The following is a 15415-nucleotide window of genomic DNA, read 5'->3' as shown; positions in this document are numbered from 1 at the left end:
CACCATGGCGCCTTGGCCTCCGGCCGGGCGCCATCGCTCTCACTGCGGCGCGCTGGCGCCGCTGTCCTCGGAGCGGAACAGGTCGAGAATGCCCTTGCGCTCTTCCTCGCCGGTGCGCGGCGGGCCCTCGTCAAGGCCCAGCGAGCGCACGCCACCGCCCTGCGCGTTCTCGGTGTAGTACCACTCGCCGCCGACCTGCATCACGCCGTCGGGCGGGGTGTACTCGACCACCGGCGCGCCGCGCAGCGCGTGGCCCATGTAGTCGATCCAGACCGGCAGGGCCAGGCCGCCGCCGGTCTCGCGGGCGCCCAGCGAGCGCGGCTTGTCGTAGCCGATCCACACCACCGCGACCCGCGACGAGCTGAAGCCGGTGAACCAGGCATCCTGCGAATCGTTGGTGGTGCCGGTCTTGCCGTACAGGTCCGGCCGCTTGAGCCGCGCCTGCGCGCTGGCGGCGGTGCCGCTGCGGGTGATTTCCTGCAGCAGGCTGTTCGTCATGAAGGCATTGCGCTCCGGGATCACCCGCAGGCGCTCGTCATGGCCGGCTGGCGCGCGGGCCTGCGCGATCACCTGGCCGCGCGCATCGGTGATGCGGGTGATCAGCACCGGATCGACCCGCATGCCGCTGTTGGCGAAGACCGCATAGGCGTCGGCCATCTCCATCGGCGTGACTGAACCCGCGCCCAGCGCCATCGTCAGGTAGGCGGGATGCTTGTCGGCCTCGAAGCCGAACTTCGTCACCCATTGCTGTGCATAGCTCGGGCCGATCGACTTGAGGATGCGGATCGAGACCATGTTCTTCGACTTGGCCAGCGCGCGACGCATCGACATCGGGCCGTCGAACTGGCCGTCGTAGTTCTTCGGCTCCCAGGGCTGGCTGCCGGTGGTACCGGCGTCGAAGAACAGCGGCGCGTCGTTGATGACGGTCGCCGGCGAGAAACCCTTCTCCAGCGCCGCCGAGTAGACGAAGGGCTTGAAGCTCGAGCCCGGCTGGCGCCAGGCCTGGGTCACATGATTGAACTTGCTCTTGGCGTAGTCGAAGCCGCCGACCATCGCACGGATGTGGCCGGTGCGCGGATCGAGCGCGACGAATGCACCCTCGACCTCGGGCTGGCTGACGATGCTCCAGTCGCCGGCGCTGCCTGACTTCATGACCCGGATGATCGCGCCGCGCCGCACGCGCTGCGCCGGCGGCGCCTGTTCGCCCAGCGCCGAGGCCGCCAGCTTCAGGCCGGCGCCGCTGATCGTGATGGTCTCGCCGTTCTGCAGCATCGCGCTGACCTTGCGCGGCGAGGCGACGGTCACGATGGCGGCGCGAACATCGTCGTAGTCGGGATGGTCCTCCAGTGCCTCGGCGATGCGCACGTCCAGGCCGGCGTCGGTCACCGGCAGCTCGACGAAGCCGGTCGGACCGCGGTAGGCGCGGCGCTGCTCGTAGTTCAGCAGGCCGCGACGCAGCGCGCGGTAGGCCTGCATCTGCTCGCCGGCATCGAGCGAGAGCTCGACCGTCAGGCCGCGGGTGTAGGCCTCCTCGCCGTACTGGGCGAAGATCAGCTGGCGCGCGGTCTCGACCGCGTATTCGGCATGGATGTCGCTGCCGCGCGGGCTGGGATAGCTCAGCTCCTGAGCCAGCGCCTCGTCGCGCTGGGCCTCGGTGATGAAGCCGTTCTCGACCATTCGTTCCAGGATGTAACGCTGGCGCAGGGTCGCGCGCTTGCGGTTGCGGATCGGGTTGTAGGCCGACGGTGCCTTGGGCAGGCCGGCCAGCATCGCGGCTTCCGCCACCGTGATGTCCTTCAGGGGCTTGCCGAAGTAGATCTCGCTGGCCGCCGCAAAGCCGTAGGCGCGCTGCCCCAGGAAGATCTGGTTCATGTAGACCTCGAGGATCTTGCGCTTGCTCAGCTGGCTCTCGATCTTCAGCGACAGCAGGATCTCGTAGATCTTGCGGGTGAAGGTCTTCTCGGTCGACAGGTAGAAGTTGCGCGCCACCTGCATCGTGATCGTCGAGGCGCCCTGGCTGCGCGAGTCGCGCAGGTTCTCGACCGCCGCGCGCAGGATGCCCTTGTAGTCGATGCCGCCGTGCTCGTAGAAGCGCGCGTCCTCGATGGCCAGCACCGCGTCCTGCATCACCTTCGGGATCTGCTCGATCGGCAGGTAGCTGCGGCGTTCCTCGCCGTACTCGCCCAGCATCACGCCGTCGGAGGAAACCACCCGCATCGGCAGCTTGGGCCGGTAGTCGACCAGGGAGTGGATCTCGGGCAGGTTCGGGTAGGCCATCGCCAGCGCGATGCCCAGCAGCAGCGTGCCCGTCAGCAGCAGGGCCAGCGGCAGGCCGACGATCCAGCCCAGGGTTCGCAGCACCTTCCGGGCGCCGTTCGCCGTCCCGGCCGGACTCGGCGTGTTCGGGGAAGTGCCTTTATCGCTCATGGACTCTCGGGACAGGGGGCCGCCGGATGGCAGGCCGATCGCGGCGGATTATAGGAACTGGTCACGAACCACGAGATACGTTTGTAACGGCGGGCGCGCGCCCCCTTGCCCCGGCTCCTGTATCGTGATCGCATGACAAGCTTTGCCTTGCGCAGCCAGTTGACGGCTTTGCAACATCCCCGGAATGCGAAAGCCGGGATATCCTTGGGCCCTCAATGCCTTTGTTGATAGCATTGAAGTGATTTGTTAACAGTCCGGCGCGTTTTCGGACGTGCATTGGGGAATTGCGTGGGCTTTCTTGACCTCCTGCTGGGCCGCCGTCATGCGTCCCTGATCGGGCTGGACATCAACTCGTCCGGCGCCAAGCTGGTCGAACTCGGTCAGACCGCCTCCGGGGAGTACATCGTCGAGCGCTTCGCCAGCGAGAACTTCGAGAAGGGCTGGATCAACGACGGCACCATCGAGAAGTTCGACGAGGTGGCCGAGGCGGTGCAGCGGCTGGTGCAGCGCAGCGGCACCCGCACCAAGCAGGTCGCGATGGCGATGCCGCAGTCGGCGGTCATCACCAAGAAGATCGTGCTGCCGGGCGGGCTGACCGAGGAGGAGATGGAACTGCAGGTCGAGGCCGAGGCCCACCAGTACATTCCGTTCCCGCTCGACGATGTCAGCCTCGACTTCTGCGTCATCGGACCCAGCACCGAGCAGGTCGGCGATGTCGAGGTGATGCTGGCGGCCTCGCGCAAGGACCGCATCCAGGACCGCCAGGGCCTGGCCGAGTCGGCCGGACTGAAGCTGGTGGTGCTCGACATCGAATCCAATGCCTCGCGGCTGGCGATGAGCCGCGTCGTCGAGACCCTGCCCAACCAGGGCCGCGACGTGCTGGTGGCGCTGTTCGAGATCGGGGCCGACTCGACCAGCCTGAAGGTGCTGCGCGACGACGACATCCTCTACGACCGCGACCAGACCTTCGGCAGCGCGCAGCTCACCCAGCTGATCGTGCGCCAGTACGGCCTGACCTTCGACGAGGCCGAGCAGCGCCGCGCCAACGGCGATCTGCCCGAGGACTACGAGTCGACGCTGCTGGCGCCCTTCATCGACAGCCTGGCGCAGGAGATCGGCCGCGCGCTGCAGTACTTCTTCACCAGCACGCCGCACCACAAGGTCCACTATGTGATGCTGTCGGGCAACTCGGCGACGCTGCCCGGACTGAAGGAGCGGGTGACCGAGTTCACCGGCTTCGCCACCCAGATCGTCAGCCCGTTCAACGGCATGCGCATCGGCTCCGCGGTGCGCGAGAGCAAGCTGCGCCGCGAGGCGCCGTCCTACCTGATCGCCTGCGGTCTGGCGATGCGGAGATTCCTCCAATGATCCTGATCAACCTCCTCCCGCATCGGGAAGAGAAGCGGCGCCGGCGCCGCCAGGCCTTCTTCATGGGTCTGGGCGCGGCTGCGCTTGCGGGCGCGGCCATCGCGCTGGGCTGGAACGCGGTGCTGGGCGAGCTCACCGCGCAGCAGAACTCGCGCAACACCTTCCTGCAGTCGGAGATCCAGCGGCTCGAGAACCAGATCAAGGACATCGCGTCGCTCAAGACCGAGATCGAGGCGCTGAAGGCCCGCCAGCAGGTGGTCGAGAACTTCCAGATCGACCGCAACATGCCGGTGCACCTGCTCAACGAGCTGGCCGCGCAGACGCCCGAGGGCATGTACCTGACGACGGTGCGCCAGGACGGCCAGAGCATCGCGGTGACCGCGGTGGCGCAGACCAACGAGCGGGTGTCGGAATTCCTGCGCAACACCGCGCGCAGCTCGACCTGGCTGGAGAAGCCCGAGCTGGTCGAGATCAAGGCCGCGCCGGTCTCGACGGTGCGCGATGCCAAGCGGCTCTACGACGTCTCGGTGCGGCTGACGCTGCGCCGGCCGCAGGATCTCGAGCCGGCGGCGGCGCCGCTGCCGGGTGCCGCGGCTTCCCGCGCCGGACTGCCGGCAGCCGCAGCAGCCTCCCGCCAGGGCTGACTGACGCCATCGCACCGGCATCACCATGGCCTCTCCCCGCATGTCCATGAACATCGAGCTCGACACCCTGGTCGACCAGGTGTCGTCCCAGTTCCGCAACCTCAATCCGAACGAGCCCGGCCAGTGGCCGCTGCTGCCCAAGGTGGCCGCCTGGACGGCGATGACCGGCCTGGTGGTGCTGCTGGGCTGGCTCGGCCTGGTCTCGCTCACCGCCGACGAGCTCGAGGCCGAGCGCAACCGCGAGGCCACGCTCAAGACCGAGTACCAGGCCAAGCTGTCGCAGGCGATCAATCTCGACGAACTGCGCAAGCAGAAGCTGCAGGTGCAGGAATATGTCACCCAGCTCGAGCGCCAGCTGCCCGGCAAGGCCGAGATGGACGCGCTGCTGTCGGACATCAACCAGGCCGGCCTCGGTCGCGGCCTGCAGTTCGAGCTGTTCCGGCCGGGCCAGGTCATCATCAAGGACTACTACGCCGAGCTGCCGATCGCGCTGCGGGTGACCGGCCGCTACCACGACGTCGGCGCCTTCGCGGCGGATGTGGCCAACCTGTCGCGCATCGTCACGCTGCACAACCTGGTGATCACCACGCCGGGCCAGGCCAGCGGCCAGATGCTGCCCAGCGCCAACGGCCTGCTGGCGATGGAGGCCACCGCGCGCACCTACCGCTATCTCGATCCGGCCGAGGTCGCCGAGCATCGCAAGGCGCAGCAGGCGGCCAAGGGCGGCAAGCCTGGCGGCGCGCCGCAGTCCGGAGGCCAGCCATGATGCCCGCCCGTCCTTTCCGCCGGTCGCGGCGACCGTCCCGCGCGGCGCTGGCCCTGCTGGCGCTGACCGGCCTGGCGGGCCTGTCGGGCTGCTCCGATCCGCACGAGGAACTGCGTGCCTGGATGGAGGAGCAGCGCCGCGTGGCCAAGCCGCAGGTCTCGCCGCTGGTGGCGCCGCGCAAGTTCGATCCGCAGCCCTATGCGGCCTTCTCGCAGACCGAACCCTTCAGCAGCCAGAAGATGCAGGGGGCGCTCAAGCAGGAGAGCCGCCAGCCCAACTCGCTGCTGGCCGCCGAGATGAACCGGCGCCGCGAGCCGCTCGAGGCCTACCCGCTCGACGCGCTGACGATGGTCGGCAGCGTCGTGCGCGGCGGGCGGCCGCATGCGCTGCTGAAGGCCGACAACCTGCTCTACCAAGTCAAGGTGGGTGACTATCTCGGCCAGAACTACGGCCGCGTCACCCGCATCACGGAAACCGAGATTGCCCTGCGCGAACTCGTGCCCGACACCCTCGGAGAAATCGTCGAGCGCGCCAGCACGCTGACCCTCCAGGAGCGGGCCCAGGAGAAGCGATGAAGACGACCCAGAAAGCCCCCATCCCCCGCTGGAGCGTTCGCCTGGCGACGCTGGCCGCGCTGGCCGCCGCTCCGGTGCTCGGCTGGGCGCAGAACGCCATCCAGTCGCTGTCGAGCGGCGTGAAGGACGGCGGCGAGGTGATCCGGCTGGAGCTCTCCGAGCCGCTGGCCGCGCTGCCCGCCGGCTTCGTGCTGCAGTCGCCCGCCCGGGTGGCGCTGGACCTGCCCGGTGTCATCAACGCCACCGGCCGGTCGCAGCAGGAGGTCAACCAGGGCAATCTGCGCTCGGTGGCGCTGGCCCAGGCCGGCGACCGCACCCGGCTGGTGCTGAACCTGAAGCAGTCCACCCGCTACCGTGCCGAGATCGACGGCAAGGCGCTGGTGGTCACGCTCGAGCCGGTGCAGGTGTCCTCCGGCACGCCGGCCACGGCCGCTGCCGCCGGCGTGCGTACCTCGGCCGAACCGCTGCACTTCGCCGACAGCCGCAACACCGCACCTGAGTCGCTGCGCGACATCGACTTCCGCCGCGGGCGCGACGGCGCCGGCCGGGTGGTGGTCGACCTGCCGAGCAACCAGGTCGGCGTCGACATCCGCCAGCAGGGCCAGAACCTGATCGTCGAGTTCCTGCGCTCGACCGCGCCGGAGGGGCTGCGTCGCCGCCTCGACGTGACCGACTTCGGCACGCCGGTGCAGTCGGTCTCCACCACCCAGGTCGGCGACCGGGTGCGCATGACGATCGAGCCGCGCGGCAACTGGGAGCACAGCGCCTACCAGAGCGACAACCAGTTCGTGCTCGAGGTCCGGCCGGTCAAGGTCGATCCGCAGAAGCTCACCGCCGGTCCGGGCTTCAGCGGCGACAAGCTGTCGCTGAACTTCCAGAGCATCGAGGTGCGTGCGCTGCTGCAGGTCATCGCCGACTTCACCAACTTCAACATCGTCACCAGCGACACCGTGACCGGCAATGTCACGCTGCGGCTGAAGGATGTGCCCTGGGACCAGGCGCTCGACATCATCATGCAGGCCAAGGGCCTGGGCGTGAAGAAGACCGGCAATGTGCTGTGGGTCGCGCCCAAGGAGGAGCTGGCCGCCAAGGAGAAGGCCGAGCTCGAGGCGCGGGCCCAGGTCGCCGCGCTGGAGCCGCTGCGCACCCAGGCCTTCCAGCTCAACTACACCAAGGCCGAGGAGATCTCGCGTGCGCTGACCGGCCAGCAGACCGGCTCCGGCGGCGCCTCCGGCGCCAGCGCCGGGGCGTCCACCAGCGCCACCCGGCTGCTGTCGGCGCGTGGCAGCGTGCTCTACGAGGCGCGCACCAACCAGCTCTTCGTCACCGACATTCCGGCCAAGCTCGAGGAGGTCGCGCAGATGGTCTCGCGCATCGACATCCCGGTGCGTCAGGTGATGATCGAGGCGCGCATCGTCGAGGCCGAGGACACCTTCGGCCGCTCGCTGGGCATCAAGCTGGGCAGCTCGGACATGCGCGGCATTCGCGGGGGCGTGCCCGGCTGGAACGCCGGTGTGGGCAATCTGGCGATCGGCGGCAACTACAACGCGATCGGCTACCAGACCAACCAGAGCGAGCAGGTCGACTTCAGCAACACCCAGTTCGTCAACCTGCCGGCCAACACCTCCTCCTTCGGCGGCGCGAGTGCCGCCAGCTTCGCGCTGTCGCTGTTCGGTGCGGCGTCCAACCGCTTCCTGAACCTGGAGCTGTCGGCGCTGGAGGCCGAAGGGCGCGGCAAGCTGGTGTCGAGCCCGCGGGTCATCACCGCCGACCAGGTCAAGGCGCTGATCGAGCAGGGCACCGAGCTGCCCTACCAGTCGGCCACCTCCAGCGGCGCCACCGCGATCCAGTTCCGCAAGGCCAACCTCAAGCTCGAGGTCACGCCGCAGATCACGCCCGAGGGCAGCGTCATTCTCGATGTCGATGTCAACAAGGACAGTGTCGGCCAGTCGACCTCGGCCGGCTTCGCGATCAACACCAAGCATGTGAAGACGCAGGTGCTGGTGGAGAACGGCGGCACCGTGGTGATCGGCGGCATCTTCCAGATCGACGAGACCGAGTCGGTCAACAAGGTGCCGGTGCTGGGCGACATTCCGTATGTGGGCGCGCTGTTCCGCAACAAGACGCGGTCGTCGAACAAGACCGAGCTGCTGGTCTTCCTGACGCCCAAGGTCATCACCGACCGCAACGCACCGGCACGCTGAGCCCGCCCGCGAGGGGAGGGCGGCCACAAGACGAACATCGACCGACAGGCAGGGGATTGATTTCATGACGACGACGATCACGGCACTGCGTGCCAGTGCGCTGGCCCTGGCGGCAGCGGCCTTGCTGGCCGGCTGCGGCGGGGGCGGCAGCGATGCAGGCTGCACCTCGTTTTCTGGCAGCTGCACCACCAGCGAATCGACCTCGGGCAGCAGCACGAGCTCCGGCTCGACGACGGCGACTGCGGCCAGCATCGTGGTGGCGATGACCTCCGACACGGTCAGCGCCTCGACGCCGGGCACGGTGACTGCCCAGGTGAAAAATGCCAATGGCAGTGCGGCTGCCGATGTGCTGGTGACCTTCTCTGTGAGCAACGGCGCAGCGACGGTCGACGTCGCGCGTGTCAAGACTGATGCCAATGGTCAGGCCACGACCACGCTGAAGCCGGTGGCGGGTCAGGTTGGGGCCGACATCGTGACGGCCAGCTTCACGCCTGCCGGCGAGACCACTGCGCTGACCGCTCAGAAGGTCTTCACCGTCTCTGCGACCAATGTCAGCCTGACCTCGGCTGCAGTCTCTCCAGAGAGCATCTCGTCGTATGGGGCTTCCGTGGTGACGGTCAATGTCAGCGGCGCCTCGTCGGCTTCGCCGGTGACGGTCAACTTCTCGTCGACCTGCGCCACCGCCGGCAAGGCCGTGTTGTCGCCGACCTCGATCACCGTGACCGGCACCAGCGCTTCGACCACCTACCAGGACAAGGGCTGCGCGGCGACCGATCGCATCAGCGCCTCGCTCTCCGGCACCAGCCAGCAGAAGCAGGTCGATCTGGTGGTGGCCGCGCCGATCGCTCAGTCGCTCGAGTTCGTCTCGGCCTCGCCGGACAAGATCTGCCTGGCCGGCAGTGGCTGTGCGATTTCTTCCCAGGTGTCTTTCAAGCTCAAGGACCCTTCCGGCGGCGTGATCGCCAATCGCATGGTCGCGTTTTCGCTTGATATTCCGAATGTGGCCATCTTGGGCGCCACATCCCTGCCGACGGATGCCAACGGCATTGTGACGGTTTCCGTGACCGCCAAGTCCACGCCGACCCCGGTTCGTGTGCGTGCCAAGGTGCTGAACGCTGATGGTTCTGATGCCGTCTTGCCGACAGGGTCGCCGCTGATGACTCTGTCGAATGTGCTGGCGATCAATGCCGGCCTGCCGACGAACAATGCGTTCAGTTTTGCCGCCGCTGCATTTAATCCCGATGCATGGTCGCGTGATGGGACTGAAAGCGAGATCCGTGTCCAGCTCAATGACCGGTTTGGCAATCCTGTGTCCGATGGCACGGCCGTCAGCTTCGTGGCCGAGGGCGCGAGCATCATTCCCGCCAAATGCACGACAGTGAATGGCGTCTGCACGACCAAGTTCGTGTCCAGCAACTACAGGCCGCCCAATGGTCGTGTCACGGTGCTGGCCTATGCGCAGGGTGAAGAGTCCTTTGTCGACACGAACGGTGATCAGCTCTACACCCCGGGCGAGACATTCGAGGATCTTGGCCAGCTCTACATCGACAAGGACGAAAACGATCTGATGGACACCGCCAATGGCGAGTACCTGGCCGGCCTGACTGCCAATGGCACGTGGGATGGCAACACCTATGTCCGCTTCAAGGAGCGAATTGTCTTCGTCCTGTCCGACTCTCGAGATGCTCCTCGTCTGCAGGTGGATAGCTGTTCAGGGTCGACCCCTACAACGAATTCTTTGGGTCTGTCTTTCCAGCCGACGACATCGGTTTGCCGTGTGACTCGCGATATCTGTGTTCGAGACTCTAATTCGGAGGCTGATGCCCTTGGGGGCAACAGAATCCCGATTGGTGCGACGCTGGCCGTCACGACAAAAGCCAAAGGCGCGTCCATTCGAATTGACAACAGCCCGATTCCAAGTGGTACTGCCCCGACAGGGCACCGCCTGATCGTCGAACTCGACGACTGCACCAAGGCGCTTGAGGCGCGTGGCGCGATCGACCTGACGATCAAGATGCCCAACGGCCAGAGCTACACCTACGACCTCGGCAGCATCAACTGATCCACGGGGCGCGACCGCGCCCGCGTTAGACTTGACGCCCGTGACGGCGCCGGAACCCCGCGTTCCGGCGCCGTTCGCGTCTTTTTCCGACCTGTCCGACTTCCTCCCCCGCCCGCGTGTCTTCCATCTCGTCCGACGGGGGCGACCCCCGCGTCCGCCCCGGCTCCTCCGTCAGTCTTGTCGCCATGCCCGGCGCCGGCAAGTCCACCGCCGGCCGGCATCTCGCGGCCGCCCTGGGCTGGCGCTTCGTCGATGCCGACGTCGAGATCGAGCAGCGCATCGGCATGTCGATCCGCGCCTACTTCGAGCGCGAGGGCGAGCAGGCCTTCCGCGACCTGGAGCAGCAGGTGATCGCCGAGCTGGTGCAGATCCGTCCGCCGATCGTGCTGGCCACCGGCGGCGGCTCGGTGCTGCGCGAGGCCAATCGCCGCGCGCTCAGGGAGAACTCGGTCGTCGTCTACCTGCGTGCCTCGCCGGAGGAGCTGTTTCGCCGGCTGCGCCACGACACCCAGCGCCCGCTGCTGCAGGTGGCCGACCCGCTGCGCAAGCTGCGCGAGCTCTACCGCGACCGCGACGCGTTCTACCGCGAGACCGCGCACTTCGTCATCGAGACCGGCCGCCCCTCGGTGCCGACGCTGGTCAACATGATCCTGATGCAGCTGGAGCTGGCCGGCGTCGTGCCCGACGACGAGCGGCCGCTGCCCGGCAGCTTTCCTTCCCGTTCCCGCCGCTGACCCGGCCGCCGACGACGATCATCCGCCCGCCATGATGCCGACGACCTCCGCCGCTCCTTCCCCCGCCGCCCCGATCCGCGAGACCGTCCGCGTCGAGCTGGGCGATCGCAGCTACGACATCCTGATCGGCACCGGCCTGCTGGACGATCCCGCCGCCTGGACCGGCCTGCCGAAGGCGCAGACCGCGATGATCGTCACCAACACCACCGTCGGGCCGCTGTACGCCGCCCGGCTGCAGGCGGCGCTGGCGCCGCACTACGCACGGGTGCTGACGGTCGAGCTGCCCGACGGCGAGGCCTTCAAGGACGCCGCGACGCTCGAGCGCATCTACGACGCGCTGCTGGGCGCCACCTGCGACCGCAGGACGGTGCTGTTCGCGCTGGGCGGCGGGGTGATCGGCGACATGACCGGCTTCGCCGCGGCCTGCTACATGCGCGGCGTGCCCTTCGTGCAGGTGCCCACGACGCTGCTGTCGCAGGTCGACTCGTCGGTCGGCGGCAAGACCGCGATCAACCACCCGCTGGGCAAGAACATGATCGGCGCGTTCTACCAGCCGGTGCGGGTGATCTGCGACCTCGACACGCTCGACACGCTGCCCGAGCGCGAGCTGTCGGCGGGACTGGCCGAGGTCATCAAGTACGGCCCGATCGCCGATGCCGAGTTCCTGGCCTGGATCGAGGCCAACGTCGAGCGGCTGCGCGCGCGCGACAAGGCGGCGCTGGCGCAGGCGGTGAAGCGCTCCTGCGAGATCAAGGCGCAGGTGGTCGGCTGCGACGAGCGCGAGAGCGGCCTGCGCGCCATCCTGAACTTCGGCCACACCTTCGGCCACGCGATCGAGGCCGGCCTGGGCTACGGCGAATGGCTGCACGGCGAGGCGGTCGGCTGCGGCATGGTCATGGCCGCCGACCTGTCGGCGCGGCTCGGCCTGATGCCGGCCGAGTTCGTCGCGCGGGTGCGCCTGCTGTGCGAGCGCGCCGGCCTGCCGGTGGTCGGCCCGGCCCTGGGGGCGGAGCGCTACCTGCAGCTGATGCAGATCGACAAGAAGTCCGAGGGCGGCGAGATCCGCTTCGTCGTCATCGATCGCCTCGGAAGTGCCCGGATGCAGGGGGCTCCTGAAGCGATGGTGCGCGAGGTGCTCGCGGCACACTGCAGCGCCGGCTGACGGTCTGCCCGGTCCGGTTGGCCGGGTGCCGTTTCGCCCGACCATTCCCTCCAAGGAGTCCCGCCGATGCCGAGCACGCCTGTCGACGCCTGGGCCCAGCGCAGCCACCGGCTGGCCGCCTGGCTGTCGCGCATCGCCCTGGGCGACCGCCAGGCCTTCGCGGCGCTCTACCGCGAGACCTCTGCGCATCTGTTTGGCGTCGTGCTGCGTATACAGCCTGACACAGCCCGCGCCGAGGATCTCTTGCAGGACATCTACATCAGCCTCTGGCAATCCGCCGGAAGCTTCGACCCGCAGCGCAGCCAGCCGCTGACCTGGCTGACCAGCATCGCGCGCCATCGTGCGATCGACAGCCTGCGCCGCCGTCGCGGCGAGGTGCGCACCGTCAGCCGGCATGTCGCCGACGACGAGGACGACGAGGAGGGCGGCGACCTGCTGGCCGATCTGCCCGACGACGCGGCCGGGCCGCAGGAACTGCTGCACCAGGCGGCCGAGGCGCGCGAGCTCTCGCGCTGCGTGCAGGGGCTGTCGGCCGAGCAGCAGCAGTGCGTCGCGCTGGCCTACTACCAGGGGCTGTCGCACGCCGAGGTGGCCGAGCATCTCGCCCAGCCGCTGGGCACGGTCAAGAGCTGGGTGCGCCGCGCGCTGCTGGCGCTGAAGGACTGTCTGGGCCACGCGGTGGCCCGGGAGCGCTGACATGGACTACGGACGACGCGAACGGGCCGACCGGCTGGCGGCGGCCTATGTGCTGGGCACGCTGCGCGGGCCCGCCCGCCGGCGCTTCGAGGCGCTGCTGCCGGCGCATCCGGCGCTGCGCGAGGCGGTCGAGGGCTGGCGGCTGCGGCTGGAGCCGATGTCGCTGAGCGTGGCGCCGGTCGCGCCGCCCGACCGGGTCTGGCAGCAGATCGAGCGGCGCCTGTTCGGCGAGCCGGCACCGGCGCCCGACGAGGCGCCCGCACGCTGGTGGCAGCAGCTGCTGCCGTGGCGCCTGCTCAGCGGCCTGGCGAGCGCGGCAGCGCTGGGCATGGCGGTGCTGATGCTGCAGCCGCCGTCCGCCGATCCGGACGGTGCGCCGATCGTGGTGGTGCTGGGAGCCAGCCCGAAGTCGGGTGGCGGATCGGGGGGCGGAGTGATGCACGCCAGCTTCGTCGCCAGCGTCAGCGCCGATGGCCAGGCCCTGGTGCTGCGTCCGATCGATCTGGTCCCGCTCGAGACCGGGCGTGCGCTGGAGCTGTGGGCGCTGCCGGCCGACGGGGCGCCGCGCTCGCTCGGTCTGGTCGATGCGCACGGACAGACCGTGCTGCGCCGGGCTCGGCTGCTCGACGATACCCGCGCCTTCGCGATCAGCGTCGAGCCCGCGGGCGGCTCGCCCACCGGCCAGCCGACCGGGCCGGTCGTCTCGGTCGGCCAGATCGGCATCTGATCCGGAGTCCGATCCGGCATCCGACCGGGTCTGACGTCGAAAGACCCCCTGAATCGTGGGGCTGCATCCGCTCCTGTCCGGGGTGCGTAGGGAATGGACAGATGCCGCATCGCGGTGTCACCCCCGTCCGCTTTCCCGACCCGGCTCCAAGGAGACAGATCTTGTCGACGACCCTGCAACGCATCGGCGGCCCGCTGGCTGCCCTCCCGCTGGCCCTGACGCTGCTTTCCGGTTCCGCACTTGCTTCCAGCCACCGCGAGGCGCCCTTCATCACCACCGCCCCGAAGGTCGACGCCAGCGACTTCTACATGTTCCGCAGCTACGAGGCCGGCCGCTCCGACTTCGTCACGCTGATCGCCAACTACCTGCCGCTGCAGGACGCCTACGGCGGCCCGAACTACTTCGCGCTCGATCCGAACGCGCTCTACGAGATCCACATCGACAACAACGGGGACGCGAAGGAGGACCTGAGCTTCCAGTTCCGCTTCCGCAACACCCTGTCCAACGGCGGCGCCGGCACCAGCCTGAAGATCGGCGACCGCTCGGTGGGCATTCCGCTGGTCCAGTCCGGCCAGGTCTCGCAGGTGGGCGACCCGAACCTGCAGCTGGCCGAGACCTACACCGTGCAGGTGGTGCGCGGCGACCGCCGCACCGGCACCCGCCAGGCGCTGACCCAGGTCGGCACCGGCAGCGAGACCTTTGCCAAGCCGGTCGACAACATCGGCGTCAAGACGATTCCCGACTATCCCGGCTACGCCGCCAAGCATGTGCATGCGGTCGCGATTCCGGGCTGCGCGACGCCGGGACGGATGTTTGTCGGCCAGCGCCAGGATCCGTTCGCGGTCAATCTCGGTCCGGTCTTCGACCTGGTCAACGCGCCGGTCTCGGTCATCACCGATCCGGCGCTGACCGGCGCGGTGCCCAACCCGCTCGGCGCGAAGAACGTCACCGCGATCGCGCTGGAGATCCACCGCAGCTGCCTGACCAACGGCGACGACGTGATCGGCGGCTGGACCAGCGCCAGCCTGCGCCAGGCCCGGCTGATCGACGGCAAGCCCGGCAGCGGGCATCAGGCCAGCGAGCGCGCCGGCGGTGCCTGGACGCAGGTGTCTCGCCTGGGCATGCCCCTGGTCAACGAGGTGGTCATCGGGCTGAAGGACAAGGACCGCTTCAACGCCTCGAAGCCCTCGGGCGACGCGCAGTTCGCCGACTATGTGACCCATCCGACGCTGCCGGCGCTGCTGGAGATCGCGCTGAACCTGCCGAAGACCGCGCCGACCAACCTGCCGCGCACCGATCTGGTCACCACCTTCCTGACCGGCATCAAGGGCGTGAACCAGCCGAAGAACGTCGTCGCCTCGGAAATGCTGCGGCTGAACACCGGCATCGCGCCGGTGGCCTACGCCGAGCAGAACCGGCTCGGCATCGTCGGCAACCTGCTGGCCGGCGGCAACGACAACGCCGGCTTTCCGAATGGCCGCCGGCCCAAGGACGATGTGGTCGACATCTCGCTGGTGGCGGTGATGGGCGGGCTGTGCCTGGCCAATGGCGACACCGACAAGCTCGGCTTCGGCTCGGCCTGCCGTCCGTCCGCGGTGCCGCTGGGCGCGACGGCGCTGAAGCTGCATGACGCGGTCGACCAGGGTGTCGTGCCGCTGCTGTCCGGCTTTCCCTACCTGAACACGCCGGTGCCCGGCAGCAAGTGAGCCGCGAGGCGAACGCGCATTCCACCATCCTCATCCGGAGCATCACCATGACCTCTTGCCTGTCCTGGCGCCGCCGCGGCGGCCGCCTTCTGGGCGCGGCCGGCCTGGCCCTGCTGCTGGCGGCCTGCGGCGGCGGCAGCGGCGACACCGCGGCCCATGCCGGCGCGACCGTCATCACCGAGGTGCCGGCCAGCGCCACCGTCTCGGCCGAGGCCTACAGCGGCTTCGCCTCGGCGCTGCTGGCCCAGTCCGACGACACCGCCGAGCCGATCGATCTGGCGATGGTCGTGCCGCCGACCTCCGAGACCGCCGAGCCGGTCGAGCTGCGCTGAGCGGCGCCAGGA

13 protein-coding genes are annotated in these 15415 nt (G+C 68.7%); 12 read left to right on the top strand and 1 reads right to left on the bottom strand.

Features of this window, described 5'->3' with window-relative positions; genetic code table 11:
* Window positions 1-39: 39 nt before the first annotated feature.
* Window positions 40-2427: a penicillin-binding protein 1A gene (locus HZU84_RS08580; RefSeq protein WP_149504409.1), complete on the bottom strand. Its 2388-nt coding sequence runs from the start codon at window positions 2425-2427 to the stop codon at window positions 40-42.
* A gap of 288 nt (window positions 2428-2715) precedes the next feature.
* Here HZU84_RS08580 and HZU84_RS08575 point away from each other — a divergent pair, with 288 nt between their 5' ends.
* The 12 genes from HZU84_RS08575 to HZU84_RS08520 all read left to right on the top strand — a co-directional run bounded on the left by HZU84_RS08575 (window position 2716) and on the right by HZU84_RS08520 (window position 15403).
* Window positions 2716-3795, top strand: a complete 1080-nt coding sequence (locus HZU84_RS08575) for a pilus assembly protein PilM (RefSeq protein ID WP_149504408.1) — start codon at window positions 2716-2718, stop codon at window positions 3793-3795.
* Window positions 3792-4439: a PilN domain-containing protein gene (locus tag HZU84_RS08570; RefSeq protein WP_149504407.1), complete on the top strand. Its 648-nt coding sequence runs from the start codon at window positions 3792-3794 to the stop codon at window positions 4437-4439. Before HZU84_RS08575 ends, HZU84_RS08570 begins: the two co-directional genes overlap by 4 nt.
* Window positions 4440-4464: 25 nt before the next feature.
* Complete coding sequence (locus tag HZU84_RS08565; protein WP_149504406.1) at window positions 4465-5205, top strand: type IV pilus inner membrane component PilO; 741 nt, start codon at window positions 4465-4467, stop codon at window positions 5203-5205.
* Entirely contained in the window at window positions 5205-5780 is a 576-nt protein-coding gene (locus tag HZU84_RS08560) for a pilus assembly protein PilP (protein ID WP_149504405.1), read from the top strand. The genes HZU84_RS08565 and HZU84_RS08560 overlap by 1 nt, the downstream gene beginning before the upstream one ends.
* Entirely contained in the window at window positions 5777-7984 is a 2208-nt protein-coding gene (locus tag HZU84_RS08555; RefSeq protein ID WP_149504404.1) for a type IV pilus secretin PilQ, read from the top strand. The genes HZU84_RS08560 and HZU84_RS08555 overlap by 4 nt, the downstream gene beginning before the upstream one ends.
* A gap of 64 nt (window positions 7985-8048) precedes the next feature.
* Window positions 8049-10046: an Ig-like domain-containing protein gene (locus tag HZU84_RS08550; RefSeq protein ID WP_149504403.1), complete on the top strand. Its 1998-nt coding sequence runs from the start codon at window positions 8049-8051 to the stop codon at window positions 10044-10046.
* Between the two features lie 185 nt (window positions 10047-10231).
* Window positions 10232-10780 carry a shikimate kinase gene (locus tag HZU84_RS08545; RefSeq protein ID WP_149504402.1) on the top strand — a complete coding sequence of 183 codons (549 nt, stop codon included), beginning with the start codon at window positions 10232-10234 and terminating at the stop codon, window positions 10778-10780.
* A 34-nt stretch (window positions 10781-10814) separates the two neighbouring features.
* Entirely contained in the window at window positions 10815-11942 is a 1128-nt protein-coding gene (aroB, locus tag HZU84_RS08540; protein ID WP_180692854.1) for a 3-dehydroquinate synthase, read from the top strand.
* Window positions 11943-12008: 66 nt separating this feature from the next.
* Window positions 12009-12638, top strand: coding sequence for a sigma-70 family RNA polymerase sigma factor (locus HZU84_RS08535; RefSeq protein WP_149504400.1), 630 nt, complete (start codon window positions 12009-12011; stop codon window positions 12636-12638).
* Window position 12639: 1 nt separating this feature from the next.
* Entirely contained in the window at window positions 12640-13365 is a 726-nt protein-coding gene (locus HZU84_RS08530) for an anti-sigma factor (RefSeq protein WP_149504399.1), read from the top strand.
* Window positions 13366-13523: 158 nt separating this feature from the next.
* Window positions 13524-15071, top strand: a complete 1548-nt coding sequence (locus HZU84_RS08525) for a DUF4331 domain-containing protein (RefSeq protein ID WP_375139028.1) — start codon at window positions 13524-13526, stop codon at window positions 15069-15071.
* Between the two features lie 47 nt (window positions 15072-15118).
* Window positions 15119-15403, top strand: a complete 285-nt coding sequence (locus HZU84_RS08520) for a hypothetical protein (RefSeq protein ID WP_149504397.1) — start codon at window positions 15119-15121, stop codon at window positions 15401-15403.
* Window positions 15404-15415: the final 12 nt, after the last annotated feature.

It is taken from the genome of Sphaerotilus sulfidivorans, from assembly GCF_013426975.1.
In the GTDB taxonomy this organism is placed as follows: Bacteria; Pseudomonadota; Gammaproteobacteria; order Burkholderiales; family Burkholderiaceae_C; genus Sphaerotilus; species Sphaerotilus sulfidivorans.
The sequence above is the reverse complement of the archived record's forward strand: the minus strand, read 5'-3'. Positions and strand labels throughout refer to the sequence as shown.

Bases quoted from the DNA above. Each gene is read 5' to 3' on its own strand.
- HZU84_RS08560 (WP_149504405.1), top strand. From the start codon at position 5,205: ATGCCCGCCCGTCCTTTCCGCCGGTCGCGGCGACCGTCCCGCGCGGCG.
- HZU84_RS08550 (WP_149504403.1), top strand. From the start codon at position 8,049: ATGACGACGACGATCACGGCACTGCGTGCCAGTGCGCTGGCCCTGGCG.
- aroB (WP_180692854.1), top strand. From the start codon at position 10,815: ATGCCGACGACCTCCGCCGCTCCTTCCCCCGCCGCCCCGATCCGCGAG.
- HZU84_RS08530 (WP_149504399.1), top strand. From the start codon at position 12,640: ATGGACTACGGACGACGCGAACGGGCCGACCGGCTGGCGGCGGCCTAT.
- HZU84_RS08520 (WP_149504397.1), top strand. From the start codon at position 15,119: ATGACCTCTTGCCTGTCCTGGCGCCGCCGCGGCGGCCGCCTTCTGGGC.
- HZU84_RS08565 (WP_149504406.1), top strand. From the start codon at position 4,465: ATGGCCTCTCCCCGCATGTCCATGAACATCGAGCTCGACACCCTGGTC.
- HZU84_RS08535 (WP_149504400.1), top strand. From the start codon at position 12,009: ATGCCGAGCACGCCTGTCGACGCCTGGGCCCAGCGCAGCCACCGGCTG.
- HZU84_RS08545 (WP_149504402.1), top strand. From the start codon at position 10,232: ATGCCCGGCGCCGGCAAGTCCACCGCCGGCCGGCATCTCGCGGCCGCC.
- HZU84_RS08580 (WP_149504409.1), bottom strand. From the start codon at position 2,427: ATGAGCGATAAAGGCACTTCCCCGAACACGCCGAGTCCGGCCGGGACG.
- HZU84_RS08570 (WP_149504407.1), top strand. From the start codon at position 3,792: ATGATCCTGATCAACCTCCTCCCGCATCGGGAAGAGAAGCGGCGCCGG.
- HZU84_RS08555 (WP_149504404.1), top strand. From the start codon at position 5,777: ATGAAGACGACCCAGAAAGCCCCCATCCCCCGCTGGAGCGTTCGCCTG.